The sequence below is a fragment of the Testudinibacter sp. P17/SS/0325 genome (genome assembly GCF_053570765.1).
This window is the reverse complement of record NZ_CM131635.1, coordinates 1,651,687-1,667,119: the sequence shown is the minus strand read 5'-3', so window position 1 is coordinate 1,667,119 and position 15,433 is coordinate 1,651,687. Positions and strand designations below refer to the sequence as shown.

Sequence of the window (15,433 nt, the reverse complement as noted above, 5' to 3'; positions counted from 1 at the left end):
TTACATCAATGATAATTATTATCGTTAATTGTTCGTAGCTGGCGAATTAAAGCAAATAATTTCTTCGGGATCAAGAAAAGAAATCGTTATTTTGTGATGACGATCAAATAAAAGAAAAAAGATCACATTGATTGAATCAGATAAACAAAATCAAGTAGACTAAATCAAAGAAAAATAAAACGAAATACATAAAAAACCGTTCTTTGAATTTTTACAAAGAACGGTCGTTAAAGTAAACCGGCAAATAGAATAACAAAGATCACGATAGCCTAATGCCAACCTAAACCGATTGGCGCCACGACTATCAAACCGCACTTTAACCCTGTTTTACTCCGGACTATCCTCACGCTGGCGCAATTCGCTTTGTGCGGTGCGCAAGGCGTCGTCAAACAGTTTAAACACATTGTGTTCGCCGACTAATTGGATAATGCCGCCGCGACGCAACTTTTGGGTCACATTATGGTTGGCGCCGGATAACATCACGGTCACCCCTTGTTTTTGTAAGTTGCACACCACATTTTCCAAACTCTGCATGCCGGTGATATCAATGAAAGGCACCCATTTCAGGCGGATGATCAAGTATTTCGGGTAAGTCTGGCTATCGGCAAGCGCACGGTCAAAATTTTCAACCGCACCAAAGAAGAAAGGACCTTCAACGGTAAACACCAGTAATTCTTCCGGTAACGGCTCTTCACCGATACGCGCCAGCAAATCCGCTTGCGATACCCGCTTAACCTCCACACTGCCCGCCATACGGCGCAGGAACAATAAGGTCGCTAGAATCACGCCGATATTCACCGCCACCACTAAATCGGCAAATACGGTCAAGCCGAAGGTAATCAGCAAAATGGCAACATCGCTTTTCGGCGCGCGTTTGATCATTTTGATAAAGCGTTTCGCTTCACTCATATTCCATGCGACAACGAATAGAATCGCGGATAAGACTGCCAATGGAATATGGACGGCAAGCGGTGCCAACGCCAATAATATCACGATCAATGTGAGCGAATGTACAATTCCGGCAAGCGGGCTGGTTGCGCCGTTACGGATATTGGTTGCGGTGCGTGCAATTGCGCCGGTGGCGGCAAAGCCGCCAAATAACGGCGCAGCAATATTGGCAATGCCCTGTCCGACCAATTCCTGATTGGAATTGTGGCGCGTGCCCGCCATGCCGTCGGCAACCACTGCCGATAGTAAGGATTCGATCGCCCCTAACATCGCAATGGTAAACGCAGGCCCAATCAACTCAATCATTTTTGTCCAACTGAGGGTCGGCAGTTTAAATTCGGGCAAGCCTTGCGGAATGCCGCCAAATGCCGTGCCGATAGTGCGGACACCGTCAAATTGAAATAGATATTGCACCATGCTGATCACCAATAAGGCGATTAACGGTCCGGGAATCCGTTTGCAACCGGGAATTTTGCTGCTGTAAAGCACCAGCAGCAACGCGGTGACGGCTAAAAGTGCGGTTGTGAAATGAAATTGCGGAAACGCTTGAATTAAATGGAACAGTTTTAAGTGGAAATGATCCCCGCTGACACTGGGTAAACCGAAAAAATCCTGCCATTGTCCGACCCAGATGATCACACCGATACCGGCGGTGAAGCCGACGATAACCGGTGAGGGAATATATTTGATAATCGCGCCCATGCGGGTTAAGCCGAATGCCAATAAAATCACCCCCGCCATTAAGGTGGCTACTTGCAAGCCTTCAATGCCGTATTGCGCAGTGATCCCCGACAACACCACGATAAATGCCCCGGTCGGACCGCTGATTTGCAAACGGCTACCGCCAAACACTGCGGTACAGAAACCGGCAATAATCGAGGTATAGATGCCTTGTTCCGGCTTCGCACCGGACGCAATCGCAAACGCCATGCCGAGCGGTAAAGCAACAATCCCGACGATGATCCCGGCAATAATATTATTCAACCAGTGCTGACGGGAAAACAAACCGCTCTTTGCGGCTTCCTGTAGAGCGAACATTGACAACTTGTCCTATAAAACAAACCAAAGAACAACTATTATATGCCTCTCGTCCAGATTGTTCATCCACGAGATACAAGAAAAATATAACTTTTTGATCTTACGCAAAAATAAAGTTGAGGAATAGACAAGTGGTGGGTCGTGAAGGATTCGAACCTTCGACCAACGGATTAAAAGTCCGCTGCTCTACCGACTGAGCTAACGACCCCTCGTTTGTAACGAGGCACTATAATACTCATTTTGCGGAAGTTATCAATCAAAAATTTATATTTTTTTTCCGCTTGCCTGATTTATCTACAATCTTACCGCTTATTTTTTTATTCTGCCGAAGATCGGCACGACACGTATAATTTCCTTATGCCGAAAACAAGACAACCCCGATAAATATCGAGGTTGTTTTACAGCTTTAAGCTACGTTACAAATTAGTATGCTAACACCGCACGACGGTTTTTCGCATAATCTGCTTCTGTGTGACCCAAAACAGCCGGTTTCTCTTCACCATAAGAAACGGTGGAAAGTTGTGAACCGGAGACGCCTTTGCCTGTCAGGTAGTTTACTACTGCGTCTGCACGACGTTGACCCAACGCGATGTTGTACTCCGGAGTACCGCGCTCATCGGTGTTACCTTCAACCAATACTTTGCTTGCCGGAGTTGCAGTCAAGTACAGAGAATGTGCATCCAACAGTTGTTGATATTGACCTTCGATGTTGTATTGATCAAAACCGAAATACACGGTGTTATAACGCTGTTGTAAATCTTCAGCAGTATAGTTACCGTATAATTGACCTTGAGCAGCAGAATCATCAGAAGAACTGCTACAAGCAGCTAATACGAATGCAGGTGCAGCAACCATCAGAACTTTTGCAAGTTTTTTCATTTTAATTACTCCTTAGTTTTTAGTAAGAAACGGAGACCAAGCTGGGAACTTAATTTGCCCGTCCGCACCTGGTAACCTAGCTTTAAAGCGTCCGTCAGCGGACACCAATTGTAACACTTTCCCAAGCCCTTGGGTAGAGCTATAAATGATCATGATTCCGTTAGGTGAAACACTTGGACTTTCATCCAGGAAAGTTGATCCCAGAACCTCTACGCTTCCCGTTGCCAAATCTTTTTTGACAATATGATCCGCAGAGATCATGATTAGATTTTTGCCATCAGAGGTAATCTGACCGCTATAACTTCTGCCACCTGCGCCGACATAGCTCGCACCACCGCCATAAGCACTCATCATATACACTTGCGGGCTGCCGCCACGGTCGGAAGTGAAGACGATCGATTGTCCGTCCGGTGACCAGCTCGGCTCGGTGTTATTGCCTGCACCGCTGGTCAATTGTGTGGTTTGACCTGACGCCAGATTCATCACATAAATATTCAGTTGCCCGTCACGGGAAGAAGCGTACGCCAAACGGGTTCCGTCCGGAGAGAATGCCGGAGCACCGTTGTGACGCGGTGTCGAGGCAACCACTTTACGTGAACCGGAACCTAAATTTTGAACCACTAATTGTGATTTGCGGTTTTCAAAGCTGACATAGGCTAATTGTTTGCCATCTGCCGACCAGCTTGGTGACATAATCGGTTGTGAACTGCGGTTAACGACGAATTGATTGCGTCCGTCATAATCGGCAACGTGCAATTCATACGGTGTGCTACCGCCATTACGCTGCACTACATAAGCAATACGCGTTCTGAATGCGCCGCGAATACCGGTTAATTTTTCAAATACTTCATCACTGATTGTGTGCGCGCCATAACGCAATTGGTTATTGTTCGGGATAGTATAGCTGTTTTGCAATAAGACTGAACCGGCTGCGCCTGAACCACCGATGGTATCCACCAACTGGTAAGCAATGTTATACCCGGAACCTGTCGGGGTGATTTGTCCGACCACAATTTCCGCCAAGCCCAATGCCGCCCAAGCTTCCGGATTCACTTCGGCTGCGGAAGACGGGGTTTGCGGCATTCTGCTGACCGGAATCGGGCTAAATTTTCCGCTATTGCGCAAATCCGCTGCGACAATATCCGCAATGTCTGCCGGTGCTGAACCCGGCCCATTCCATTTAAACGGCACAACTGCAATCGGTTGCGCACTGTCGATCCCTTCATCGATCACGATTCGGATCTCTTCCGCCCGTACAATATTGCTCACCAATACCAACACCAATGCTAATATTGCCGTTATCCGAGTAATATATTTCATTTAAATCCCCTATATTAAACACATTGTCATAATTGATCTTATTTTAAATCAAAATCAATAATTGGAGTTTTATACCGATTATAAATGGCGTCAGAAGGTGCCGCCGGTACTTTTTTAGTATTGGCAACCGCCCTTAATGCCGAATTACAAATGTCATCCGAACCTGAAATCTTTTGATAATTCAAAATAGTTCCGTCCCGCGCCAATGAAATTCTGATACTACAGGTTTTTCCTGCAAAGCTCGCATCACGGATAAAACGACGTTTGATTGTACGTTTAATCACGCCGGCGTATTCATCACCGGCACGCGCTCCATCAGCCCCGCTCACCGTTCCCGCTCCGCTGCCCGTTGTGCCGCCTTTATTCTGATTGCCGCCCTTAGCGGCTGAACCACCGCCAATCGTACCGCTATTCATAAAGTCGTCTAGAGCCGCCTGTTGCGCAGCTTTTTCTGCGGCAGCCGCTTTGGCTTTTGCAGCGGCGTCGGCTTTAGCTTTAGCGTCCGCAGCCGCCTTGGCTTTCGCTTCAGACTCTGCTTTTGCCTTAGCGTCCGCAGCCGCCTTGGCTTTCGCTTCGGACTCGGCTTTTGCCTTAGCGTCCGCAGCCGCCTTGGCTTTCGCTTCGGATTCGGCTTTTGCCTTAGCTTCTGCTGCGAGCTTCGCTTTAGTCTCGGCTTCAGCTTTTGCTTTGGCTGCCGCCGCTTGCGCCTCTTGCTCTGCTTTGACTTTTGCTGCCGCTTCTAAACGTTTAGCCTCTGCGTCTGCTTTCAGTTTCGCCTGTTCTGCAATTCTTTTTGCTTCAGCTTCTTTGGCAATACGCTGCTGACGAGCAATTTCTTCTTGTTTAGCCTGCTCCGCTTTTGCCTGCGCCTCACGGCGTTGCTGTTCCCGTTGTTCTTGCCGACGCTGTTCCGCTTGCTGTTTTTCCAATTGTTGCTTTTCCAGCTCCTGCTGGCGCTGCTGTTCTGCCTGCTGCTGTCTTTCCAGTTCCTGTAGACGCTGCTGCTGCTCCTGTTGTTCTAATTCTTGACGTTTGGCTTTATCAACATCACCTTTTTGCTGTTGTTTTATCCGCCCCCATTCTTGAGCGGCAGCGCCGGTATCCACCATCACCGCGCCCATTACATCGCCTTCACCTTCGCCGCCACCGGCAGCCGGCATATACTTATACCATAAGGAGCCCAAAATCAGGATTCCGAACAGTAATCCGTGCAAAATGGTGGAAATCAGAACGGCACGGTTTAATTTCTGTGTTTTCTCTGTCTGCACTGCTGATCCCGTACTGATAATTTATAAAGGATTGGTCATTAAACCAACAGATTTAATACCGGCAAGATGTAATAAATTCAACGCGTTAATCACTTCTTCATAAGGCGCATCTTTAGCTCCGCCAACCAAGAACAGCGTATTATTATCTTTATCAAACTCCTGTTTTGCCATTTCGGTCACCATTTCTTCGGTCAGATTCTCATTACGCTCGCCATTAATTGCAAGCGTATATTGCCCGACTCCGGCAACTTCTAAAATGACAGGGACTTTATCTTCATTGGAAACCGACTGGCTATCCACCGAATCCGGCAATTCGACCTGTACACTCTGACTGATAATCGGTGCCGTTGCCATAAAGATTAACAATAATACCAACAACACGTCTAAGAAAGGAACGATGTTAATTTCCGACTTCATATCACGACGTTTGCGTCTATACGACATAATATCCTCTTATCCTCTACGATATACTGTGCGGAAAATTAATTAGCACTTTTTTTGGCAAATGCCTGACGGTGCAGAATGGTAGTGAACTCGTCAATGAAGTTAGCATAATTTTGCTCTAATTTGCTGACGCGCAAGCTCAAACGGTTATACGCCATTACAGCCGGAATTGCCGCAAACAAACCGATTGCCGTCGCAATCAAAGCTTCGGCGATCCCCGGCGCGACCATTTGCAACGTAGCTTGTTTTACATTACTTAACGCCATAAATGCGTGCATAATTCCCCATACCGTCCCGAACAAACCGATATACGGACTGATTGAAGCCACCGTTGCCAAAAAAGGAATGCGGTTTTCCACTTCTTCGATTTCACGGTTCAAGGTCAAGTTCATCGCACGCGTCGTTCCTTGGATGATGGATTCCGGTGTACTTGAAGCAGTTTGTTGCAAACGTAAAAACTCTTTGAAACCGACATAAAAAATTTGTTCGCTGCCGCTTAAGCCGTCGCGACGGTTATCCATGCCATCATACAATTTATTCAAATCTTCGCCAGACCAGAAACGATCTTCAAACGCCGCGGAAGATTTTAATGCTTGGCGTAAAATGCCGCTCCGCTGGATAATAATTGCCCACGACATAATAGAAAAAATGATCAAGATTGCAATGACAATCTGAACGATAACACTTGCTTCTAAAAAAAGTGCCAAAAAATTTAACTCTGTTGACATCAATAAACCCCGATTAGTCCATACTAAAATACTGTAATTACTTGCCTCCCAAAGCCGTTCTGATCGTCTCAGGCATCGGCTCCGGTTTCATTTTGGATAAATTAACTGATGCAACTAAGACAGTTGCGTTTGACAATAATTCATCTTGCTTGAATAATTTCTGCTCAAAAATAATACTTGCTTTCTTGACTTGGCTGACGGTTGTTTCAACCGTCAAACAGTCATCCAATTTAGCCGCAATACGATAATCAATTTGCATACTGCGCACCACAAATGCCAGCTGAAACTGTTGTAATAGCTGCTGCTGTTCAAAACCCAGATTACGCAAAAATTCCGTTCTTGCTCTTTCAAAAAAATGGAGATAACGCGCATGATAAACCACACCACCGGCATCCGTATCTTCGTAATAAACTCTGATTGGTATCTTTTGCATAACGATATCCCACATGATCCCAAAGCCGCTATTATCAAGAATAGTTTGATACTTGTCTAGTGATCGCCTAGCGAATTAACAAGAATATTTTTAATGACAAGAAGAGGTAAAGATAAAAACACTGGCTTGCGATTAATTATTTCATATCGGAAAATAATTATCAGATAATAAAATAACACAGAGATGATTAAAGTGCGGTACGGGATCAGATTGCCCCTACCGCACTTTGCTGATTCAGATAAAATAAATATAGATGGCCCCAAATAACGCCGCCAAATAACCGATGAAAGGATTAAAAAAACCTTTCCAACGCGTTTTGCGTATTTGCAATCCAAGCCCATGAATCCACAGTATCGATGTCCCCCAGATTAGAAACAGGGTAAATAAAGGAGACGGGCCACCTAACGCCAAGGCAAATTTTTTCGCATGAAAAAAGATTGATAACATCAGTGCGATTGCCAAGATAAATGAAAGGGCTCGATAAGAGCCCTTATTTACCAGTTGATAGAGTTTATCAATCATAGTTACTCATCAAATTTGCCGGTTTTTTCAATGCTGATTGTTACAATCGCCGCAAAGAAAACCGCTAATAATACGCCTAAAACCCAAGCTACATAAAACATAATTCTTCCTCTTTGTTAGTATAGTGAGTTTTTATTTTCTTCGATAAAGTCACTGTCGATACGTCCGAACATTTTGGCATATGCCCAAATGGTGTAAGCCAGTAATATAACCACAAAGATTAAAGTCAGACCAAACATAATCATCAGGGTTAAGTGACTTGAAGTTGAATCCCACATCAACAAGCTGGTATTCGGATGTGTGATTGACGGCATAATGAACGGGAACATCGATACCCCGAACGTGAAAATCACACCGGCCATCGTCAATGACGAGAACAAGAATGCAAATCCGGAACGGTTGGCTTTAGAAAATACGATATTCAATAACCCACCGGCGACCGCCAAAATCGGCAACAGCCATAGCACGGGCATTTCTTTGAAATTATTGAACCACGCACCGGTTTCCAAAATCACTTCTTTGCCCAACGGGGTAGAAGGAGCGTTCTTATCAATTACGCCGGTGACAACATAACCGTCTTTGAACAACAGCCACACCCCTGCAAGCACAAAAGTGATGACGGTTGCAAATGCGCCGACTTGAGTGATAACGCGAGCGCGATCACGCAATTCCGCCGTGGTTTTCATTTGTAACCATGCAGCCCCTTGTGTCGTCAACATTGACAAGCTGACCAAACCGCACAGTAGCGCAAACGGATTGAGCAATTCAAAGAATGAACCGGTATATTTCACTTGCAGGATATCGTTGAATTCAAACGGTACGCCTTGCAGCAGGTTACCAAATGCCACGCCGAACACCAATGACGGGGCAAAGCCACTGACAAACAAGCCCCAATCCCAAGCGGTGCGCCATTTCGGATTTTCAATTTTAGCGCGATATTCCAATCCGACCGGACGGAAAAATAATGCGGCCAACACCAAAATCATCGCGATATAGAAACCGGAGAAAGAGGTTGCGTAAACAATCGGCCAGGCGGCAAACATCGCACCGCCGGCGGTCAACAACCATACTTGGTTACCGTCCCAATGCGGAGCAATCGAGTTGATCATAATGCGTTTTTCAACCTCTTTTTTACCGGCAAACGGCAATAAGGTTAATACGCCCATATCAAAGCCATCAGTCACTGCAAAGCCGAGAAGCAGAACCCCAACAAGCAGCCACCAAATAAAGCGTAGAATTTCGTAGTCAATCATGATTAGGCTCCTACTTATTTCGCTGTTTGTTCAAAATGATAACGGCCGGTTTTTAATGAGCTTGGGCCCAAACGTCCGTATTTGAACATCAGATACATTTCTGCAATCAGGAAAATCGTGTACAACGCACAGATTAAACCGATTGAGAACCACAAATCACCTGTTGTTAGGGCAGAGTTTGCCACACCGACCGGTAACACTTCATAAATAGCCCATGGCTGACGACCATATTCCGCCAAGAACCAACCGCTTTCAATCGCAATCCACGGCAATGGTAAACCGTACAGCAATCCTTTTAACAATAACGGGCTATTGCCAATCGTTTTACGTGCGGTTTGCGCAAATGCGCCAATCAACAACAATAACATCAAACCACCGGCAAACATCATCACGCGGAATGACCAGAAGGTCGGACCGACTTTCGGAATCGTATCGCTAGCAGCTTGTTGAATTTGTTCTTCCGTCGCATCCAATACATTGTCTGTGTAAGGTTTTAACAATAAGCCGAAACCAAGATCTTTTTGGTAAACCTTGAACAGTTCTTTATCTTCTTCCGTTGCCGTACCGTTCCGCAATTTTTGTAACAAGCCGTAAGAGATGATCCCGTTACGCACGCGCTGTACATTGATTTCACGCAGTTCTGTCAACCCGGTGATTTCTTTGGTTAAAGAGCGGGTTGCGATGATCCCGGCGGCGTAAGGAATTTGAATCGCGAAATCATTCTTCATTTCGGCTTCGTTCGGAATAATCACCATATTCCAATCTGCCGGCGCCGGCGCAGTATGCCACTCGCCTTCCATTGCCGCCAGTTTGACCGGTTGCGCTTGTCCGATTTCATAACCGGATTCATCTCCCATCAACAATACCGCAATAATCGCAATCATGCCGAAAGAAGAGGCCACTGAAAACGAGCGTTTGGCAAAGCCTAAATCGCGACCTTTCAGAATGTAGTAAGAACTGATGGAGAGCACGAAAATCGCACCGCAAACATAACCTGCAGATAAGGTATGTAAGAATTTACTTTGTGCGACCGGGTTCAGCCATAAATCCATAAAGCTGGTCATTTCCATTCGCATGGTTTCGAAATTAAATTCGGAACCAATCGGATTCTGCATCCAGCCATTCGCCACCAAAATCCACATGGCGGATAAGTTAGAACCGAATGCCACTAAATAAGTCGCCATCAAGTGTTTGCCTTTAGAGAGTCTGTCCCAACCAAAGAAGAACAACCCGACGAAAGTCGATTCCATAAAGAAGGCTAATAATGCTTCAATAGCCAAAGGCGCACCGAAGATGTCGCCGACATAATGCGAATAATATGACCAGTTGGTACCAAACTGGAATTCCATTGTAATCCCGGTTGTTACCCCTAACGCAAAGTTAATACCAAATAATTTACCCCAGAATTTGGTCATATCTTTGTACACTTCTTTGCCGGTCACGACATACAGGGTTTCCATAATCACAAGAATAAAGGAAAGTCCTAATGTGAGCGGTACGAACAAAAAGTGATACAGAGCAGTTAATGCAAACTGCAATCTCGAGAGTTCAACAATATCTAACATCTCAACTCCTTGTATATACTACAAGTTCCTCTGACATTGATTACTTTTGTAATCACCCCATTGACACCAAATAATATACCGATGTCATAAAATCGGCCTTCCCAAACACTTATCTAAACGGCTTATAACAACACATTTAGATAAATCTTCAAAAAAGCCCGATTCCTTCCCGCTTATGATACTCTGTAATTCACGCATTAAAAACATAAAATTTACTTTTTCCGCTACATTTTGGGAGATATCTCAAAAAATGCGATCTTCGTCTAAAATGCCATTATGATACAAATCAATTTTTTGAAATTATTGCTATTTTTTATACGCATACCCGATTAATAAAGTTGGTTATTACGCCTCTTTCACAAATTTTTACGCTGATTTTATAGACATTTTTATCCTGTTTTGCTATGTTGTGGAAGGTTTTTATAATTAAGAAATATTCTCGTTCAACGCATAGCAACAAACCAAAAAATAAACTCTGTTTTATTGCGTTATTTTTTATATTCTCACTGAGAAAAGGGCAAAAAATGTTCAAAAAATTTCTGTTCACTGCAAGTATCGCATTGTTTAGTATCGGTGTATCCGCCAATACCACAACGACAAAAAATCAAATTATTGAAGCTGGCAGTATCCCTCAACAATGTAATCAACTTTTCAGCGAAACAGAACAATTGATCAAAGAAGCGGAAAAACAACCGGGAACCCATACCCAATTTGCCAACATTAAAAGCAAATTGTCACAAAGCAAAAAACAAATCTTGGCTTTAGAACGCGAAGTGCAAATTAAAAGTTGTGATAAAGGTTTAGTTGCCCTCAACAACATCAAGAAACAACAACTGCAACCTTAATGATTTTTAACGGCTAAGCCTTATCTGTATCCAGTCCGAGATGCAGATAGGTTTTTGACGTCGCAATCCGTCCGCGCGGAGTACGCTGCAAATACCCCTGCTGAATCAAATACGGCTCTAGCACATCTTCAATGGTTTCCCGTTCTTCACCGATTGCCGCCGCCAGACTATCCAAACCGACAGGTCCGCCGTCAAACCGCTCCACCACCGCACTTAACAATTTGCGATCCATGTAATCAAAGCCTTTAGCGTCAATATCCAACATTTTCAATGCCGCTTGAGCGATTTCGATACTGATTAAACCGTTATTTTTCACATCGGCATAATCACGTACGCGACGCAGCAAACGGTTGGCAATACGCGGCGTGCCGCGTGAGCGACGGGCAATTTCCAATGCCGCCCCTTCAACGATGTGCAGGTTTAAGCAGTTGGCACTGCGAGCCACGATTGAAGTCAAATCTTTAACCGAATAAAATTCCAAGCGCTGCACAATCCCGAAACGATCGCGCAGCGGGGAAGTCAATGAACCGGCGCGCGTGGTTGCGCCGACAAGGGTAAACGGCGGTAAATCCAGTTTAATCGAACGCGCCGCAGGGCCTTCGCCGATCATAATATCCAGTTGGTAATCTTCCATTGCCGGATACAGTACTTCTTCAATCGCCGGTGAGAGACGATGAATTTCATCAATAAACAGCACATCATGCGCTTCCAGATTGGTCAACATTGCCGCCAAATCACCGGCTTTTTCCAATACCGGGCCGGAAGTGGTGCGGATATTCACCCCCATTTCATTGGCGATAATATTGGCAAGCGTGGTTTTACCCAAACCCGGCGGGCCGAAAATCAACAGATGGTCGAGCGCGTCTTGGCGCAATTTCGCCGCCCGAATAAAAATATCCATCTGCTCACGCACCGCTTGCTGCCCGACATAATCTTTCAGCAATTTGGGGCGAATCGCGCGATCCAATACATCTTCTTCGCCGATTTCGCTTGCGCTGATAATCCGATCTGCTTCAATCATACCGCTCTTTTACCCTATTTATAACGCCGCTTTTAACGCTTCACGGATCAACTGCTCGCTGGTGAATTCCGGTTTCGCGATCCGCTTCACCATTTTTTCCGCATCAAGCGGTTTATAGCCCAGTGCCACCAACGCCGCCACCGCATCATCTTCATAATTCGGTGCGCTCGAATCCAATTCGTGACGGCTGCCGCCCGGCAGCTGCACAAAGAAATCGGCTTTTTTGACATTGGCAAATTTGCCTTTTAATTCAACCAATAACCGTTCAGCCGTTTTTTTACCGACCCCGGGAATTTTCACCAATTTGGATAATTCCTCGCGTTCAATCGCAAAAACGAACTCATCGACCGACATTGCCGACAAAATCGCCAACGCCAGTTTTGGCCCGACGCCGTTGGTTTTAATCAGTTCACGGAACAAAGTGCGGTCTTGCTTGCTGGCAAAGCCGAACAATAAATGCGCATCTTCGCGCACCACCAAATGGGTGAACAGGGTTGCGCTTTGATTGACTTCCGGCAAGTGGTAAAAACTGGTCATCGGCAGTAGCAACTCATAGCCAACGCCTTGCACATCAAGCAAAATTTCAGGCGGTTGTTTTTCCAATAATGTGCCGTGTAGACGTCCGATCATAATGATGTCTCTTTAATTCGTATGATGTGGCATAGCATAAAATAAAACTGTATAAATAACCAGTTATTTTTCAGCTTTTAAGCGAAAACGTCCGCGGCTGTAACGGGCTTTCAGACTCAAACCGCACTTTTCAGCTTGAAGTGCGGTGCTGGCGGTTTTGCCGATTTGGAGGGAATGCTGCAAACTGTGGGCGTGGGTGATCGCAATCGCCAACGCATCGGCGGCATCGGCTTGCGGCTGTGCCGACAGGTTTAAAATCCGAGTGACCATATGCTGCACTTGCACTTTGTCCGCCGCCCCGCTGCCGACCACCGTTTGTTTCACCAAACGCGCCGCATACTCAAACACCGGCAGATCAAAATTGGTGGCGCAGACTATCGCCACCCCGCGCGCCTGCCCCAATTTCAAAGCGGAATCGGGGTTTTTCGCCATAAACACCTGCTCTATCGCAAACATGTCCGGCTGAAACTGGGTGATAATCTCACTCACACCGGCATAGATCCGCTTTAAACGGAGCGGCAAATCCTCAACTGCGGTACGAATCGCCCCACTGCCGAGGTATTCCAACTTACGCCCGTTCTGCCGAATCACGCCGTAGCCTGTAACACGCGAGCCGGGGTCAATACCTAGAATGATTGTCATAGAAAAATTTGCTCTTTTATACTACTTGCAATAATTTTTGCCATTTCAACTGGAACAGCATTGCCCACCATTTTATAACCAGTATCTACACTATCATAAATGAATTCAAAATCATCTGGGAATGTTTGAATTCTCGCGCATTCACGAACAGTCATTCTTCGATACAAATATTCATATCCTTCAGCAAAAATATGCTTATTTTTATCGATCTTAGGCATTATTGGTGCTTGTGGGTGTAATTGTGCTTGTCGTCCACTAGCCTGAACCGTAAAACCAAACTCTTCCCATTGACGAACCCTATTTCTGCTCATAAAAATAGTCGAGAATCCACCTTCAAAATACTCATGATTTAATATTTCTAAATTTCGATTAGCTTTATTTTTGATTCGTGCTGGTTTAGCACTATCCTTTAAATCAAAAATACTATCTTTCAATGTTCTTTTTACTGATGTATTAACTGGGAATTTGAAATCCTTATCCAAATCTTTTCTTATCCCAATGTAAAAAACACGTTTTCTATCTTGTGGAATGCCATAATCAGATACATTGACTAAATTAACCGTAAGATTATACCCGCAGTCAATAAACATCTTTTTGATAGTCTCAACTGCCTCTTCATGCCTTTTAGACATCATTCCAACTACATTTTCAGCTAGAAAAAATTTAGGTTGTTTTTCTCGAATGATACGAATGTAATCAAAAAATAACTGTCCTCGAAGATCATTAATGCCTTTCAATGATCCTGCTTCAGACCAAGATTGACAGGGTGGTCCTCCAATAATTCCATCACAATCTGGAATATCATTTGATAATATTTTTCTAATATCTCGGGTATCTAAATAAGCTGAATGGTTTTTCTTATAAGTAGCCCAAATTGTTTTATCATACTCATTTGCAAAGATAATTTTAAATCCTGCCTGCTCAAAGCCTAAATCTAAACCACCTGCTCCTGAAAATAAACTAACAATATTCATCATGCCTCACTATATGAAAAGGTAATTAGCTTTGCATTTTTTAGTTTAGCTGGATTATTAGGGTCTTTAATCTTAATATCATTAATAACCAATGAATCATTTTTCTCCACGTTAGAAAGTAAATCAGATTTATTTTCCAATGAATTGAACTTCTCATCATTAATAATTGCCATAAAATTAAAGGAGCAATTAGGATTCCTAGTATAAATATAATTAAAAACCGTAAATGGATTTTCAATCCCCCACATACCTCTAATTCTTAGATAGGTAATTCCTAATGGATCAACTTTATTTACTCGACCTAATTCCTTAGTTTCAGAAAATTCAACATCTTCAATTTGAGTGATCCCTTTTTTTATATACATTTTAATTTGTTCATAAACATCTTGTGTAGCACAATAATCATCACCATAAACGAAACATAAAGAGGTTAATTTATCATTATCAACTACACCAACGCTATAAATCATATCTTTTTCAATCCAATTACCACCATCACATTCACGACAAGCTTTCTTAAGCATTGGATTTGAAGAAAATAGTTTTGCTTTTGGATAACTACTATTTAACGCTAGACTCGAATTAGGCAACTCAATTTTTTTCACTTCAATTGCATCACCTTGCTTTAAAATCATATCTGGAGGATTATTCTGATTACCTAAGTAACTGAAAGTTGAAGAAATTTTTTCAGTTCTTATCTGTTCGTTATTTTCATTTACCGTATCAGCAAATAAATCTTTAATATATTCTTCTAAAGATTCACCCATGTTATTTGCACGATTTCGACCTGTTGCATATTCACGCAATCTAAATTGTGGTTCTCTAACTAAATTAATGATTGCATTAATAATATTTGCCATATTTTTCTCCATATAGCAATGCCCTGATTTCAGGGCATTATTTAATTATTACAGTAAAAAATA

17 protein-coding genes and 1 tRNA gene are annotated in these 15,433 nt (G+C 43.8%); 1 reads left to right on the top strand and 17 read right to left on the bottom strand.

Going from position 1 to position 15,433, the window contains the following annotated elements:
• Positions 1-327: 327 nt before the first annotated feature.
• From ACWA50_RS07945 to ACWA50_RS07890, 12 genes are all read right to left on the bottom strand, one after another.
• Positions 328-1,986: a SulP family inorganic anion transporter gene (locus tag ACWA50_RS07945; protein ID WP_431051398.1), complete on the bottom strand. Its 1,659-nt coding sequence runs from the start codon at positions 1,984-1,986 to the stop codon at positions 328-330.
• A 132-nt stretch (positions 1,987-2,118) separates the two neighbouring features.
• Positions 2,119-2,194 (bottom strand) — tRNA-Lys (locus tag ACWA50_RS07940).
• Positions 2,195-2,409: 215 nt separating this feature from the next.
• Entirely contained in the window at positions 2,410-2,865 is a 456-nt protein-coding gene (gene pal / locus ACWA50_RS07935) for a peptidoglycan-associated lipoprotein Pal (protein ID WP_034612739.1), read from the bottom strand.
• A 12-nt stretch (positions 2,866-2,877) separates the two neighbouring features.
• Entirely contained in the window at positions 2,878-4,185 is a 1,308-nt protein-coding gene (tolB, locus tag ACWA50_RS07930; protein ID WP_431051396.1) for a Tol-Pal system beta propeller repeat protein TolB, read from the bottom strand.
• A 38-nt stretch (positions 4,186-4,223) separates the two neighbouring features.
• Positions 4,224-5,453, bottom strand: coding sequence for a cell envelope integrity protein TolA (gene tolA, locus ACWA50_RS07925; protein ID WP_431051394.1), 1,230 nt, complete (start codon positions 5,451-5,453; stop codon positions 4,224-4,226).
• A 21-nt stretch (positions 5,454-5,474) separates the two neighbouring features.
• A complete protein-coding gene (gene tolR / locus ACWA50_RS07920) occupies positions 5,475-5,897 on the bottom strand; it encodes a colicin uptake protein TolR (protein ID WP_431051392.1) in 423 nt (140 codons plus the stop codon).
• A gap of 38 nt (positions 5,898-5,935) precedes the next feature.
• Entirely contained in the window at positions 5,936-6,625 is a 690-nt protein-coding gene (gene tolQ / locus ACWA50_RS07915) for a protein TolQ (RefSeq protein WP_431051390.1), read from the bottom strand.
• Positions 6,626-6,662: 37 nt separating this feature from the next.
• A complete protein-coding gene (gene ybgC, locus ACWA50_RS07910) occupies positions 6,663-7,058 on the bottom strand; it encodes a tol-pal system-associated acyl-CoA thioesterase (protein WP_431051388.1) in 396 nt (131 codons plus the stop codon).
• 234 nt (positions 7,059-7,292) lie between these two features.
• Positions 7,293-7,580, bottom strand: coding sequence for a cyd operon protein YbgE (ybgE, locus tag ACWA50_RS07905; RefSeq protein ID WP_431051386.1), 288 nt, complete (start codon positions 7,578-7,580; stop codon positions 7,293-7,295).
• Between the two features lie 2 nt (positions 7,581-7,582).
• Positions 7,583-7,681 (bottom strand): CydX/CbdX family cytochrome bd oxidase small subunit, encoded by a 99-nt coding sequence (locus ACWA50_RS07900; RefSeq protein ID WP_431051384.1) that lies wholly within the window; start codon positions 7,679-7,681, stop codon positions 7,583-7,585.
• 15 nt (positions 7,682-7,696) lie between these two features.
• Entirely contained in the window at positions 7,697-8,833 is a 1,137-nt protein-coding gene (cydB, locus tag ACWA50_RS07895) for a cytochrome d ubiquinol oxidase subunit II (protein WP_431051382.1), read from the bottom strand.
• A 14-nt stretch (positions 8,834-8,847) separates the two neighbouring features.
• Entirely contained in the window at positions 8,848-10,398 is a 1,551-nt protein-coding gene (locus ACWA50_RS07890) for a cytochrome ubiquinol oxidase subunit I (RefSeq protein ID WP_431051380.1), read from the bottom strand.
• Between the two features lie 524 nt (positions 10,399-10,922).
• Between ACWA50_RS07890 and ACWA50_RS07885 the strand changes: the two genes are divergently transcribed.
• Positions 10,923-11,243 carry a DUF5339 domain-containing protein gene (locus tag ACWA50_RS07885; RefSeq protein ID WP_431051378.1) on the top strand — a complete coding sequence of 107 codons (321 nt, stop codon included), beginning with the start codon at positions 10,923-10,925 and terminating at the stop codon, positions 11,241-11,243.
• A 13-nt stretch (positions 11,244-11,256) separates the two neighbouring features.
• On the opposite strand, the gene ruvB is transcribed toward ACWA50_RS07885, so the two are convergent.
• From ruvB to ACWA50_RS07860, 5 genes are all read right to left on the bottom strand, one after another.
• On the bottom strand, positions 11,257-12,264 hold the full coding sequence (gene ruvB, locus ACWA50_RS07880; RefSeq protein ID WP_431051376.1) for a Holliday junction branch migration DNA helicase RuvB: 1,008 nt from the start codon (positions 12,262-12,264) through the stop codon (positions 11,257-11,259).
• A gap of 18 nt (positions 12,265-12,282) precedes the next feature.
• Positions 12,283-12,894, bottom strand: a complete 612-nt coding sequence (ruvA, locus tag ACWA50_RS07875; protein ID WP_431051374.1) for a Holliday junction branch migration protein RuvA — start codon at positions 12,892-12,894, stop codon at positions 12,283-12,285.
• 63 nt (positions 12,895-12,957) lie between these two features.
• Positions 12,958-13,536, bottom strand: a complete 579-nt coding sequence (ruvC, locus tag ACWA50_RS07870; RefSeq protein ID WP_431051372.1) for a crossover junction endodeoxyribonuclease RuvC — start codon at positions 13,534-13,536, stop codon at positions 12,958-12,960.
• The gene (locus ACWA50_RS07865; protein ID WP_431051370.1) at positions 13,533-14,513 is read right to left on the bottom strand and encodes a DNA cytosine methyltransferase; all 981 of its coding nucleotides are present in this window, start codon (positions 14,511-14,513) and stop codon (positions 13,533-13,535) included. The genes ruvC and ACWA50_RS07865 overlap by 4 nt, the downstream gene beginning before the upstream one ends.
• Positions 14,510-15,370, bottom strand: coding sequence for an NgoPII family restriction endonuclease (locus ACWA50_RS07860; RefSeq protein WP_431051368.1), 861 nt, complete (start codon positions 15,368-15,370; stop codon positions 14,510-14,512). The genes ACWA50_RS07865 and ACWA50_RS07860 overlap by 4 nt, the downstream gene beginning before the upstream one ends.
• Positions 15,371-15,433: the final 63 nt, after the last annotated feature.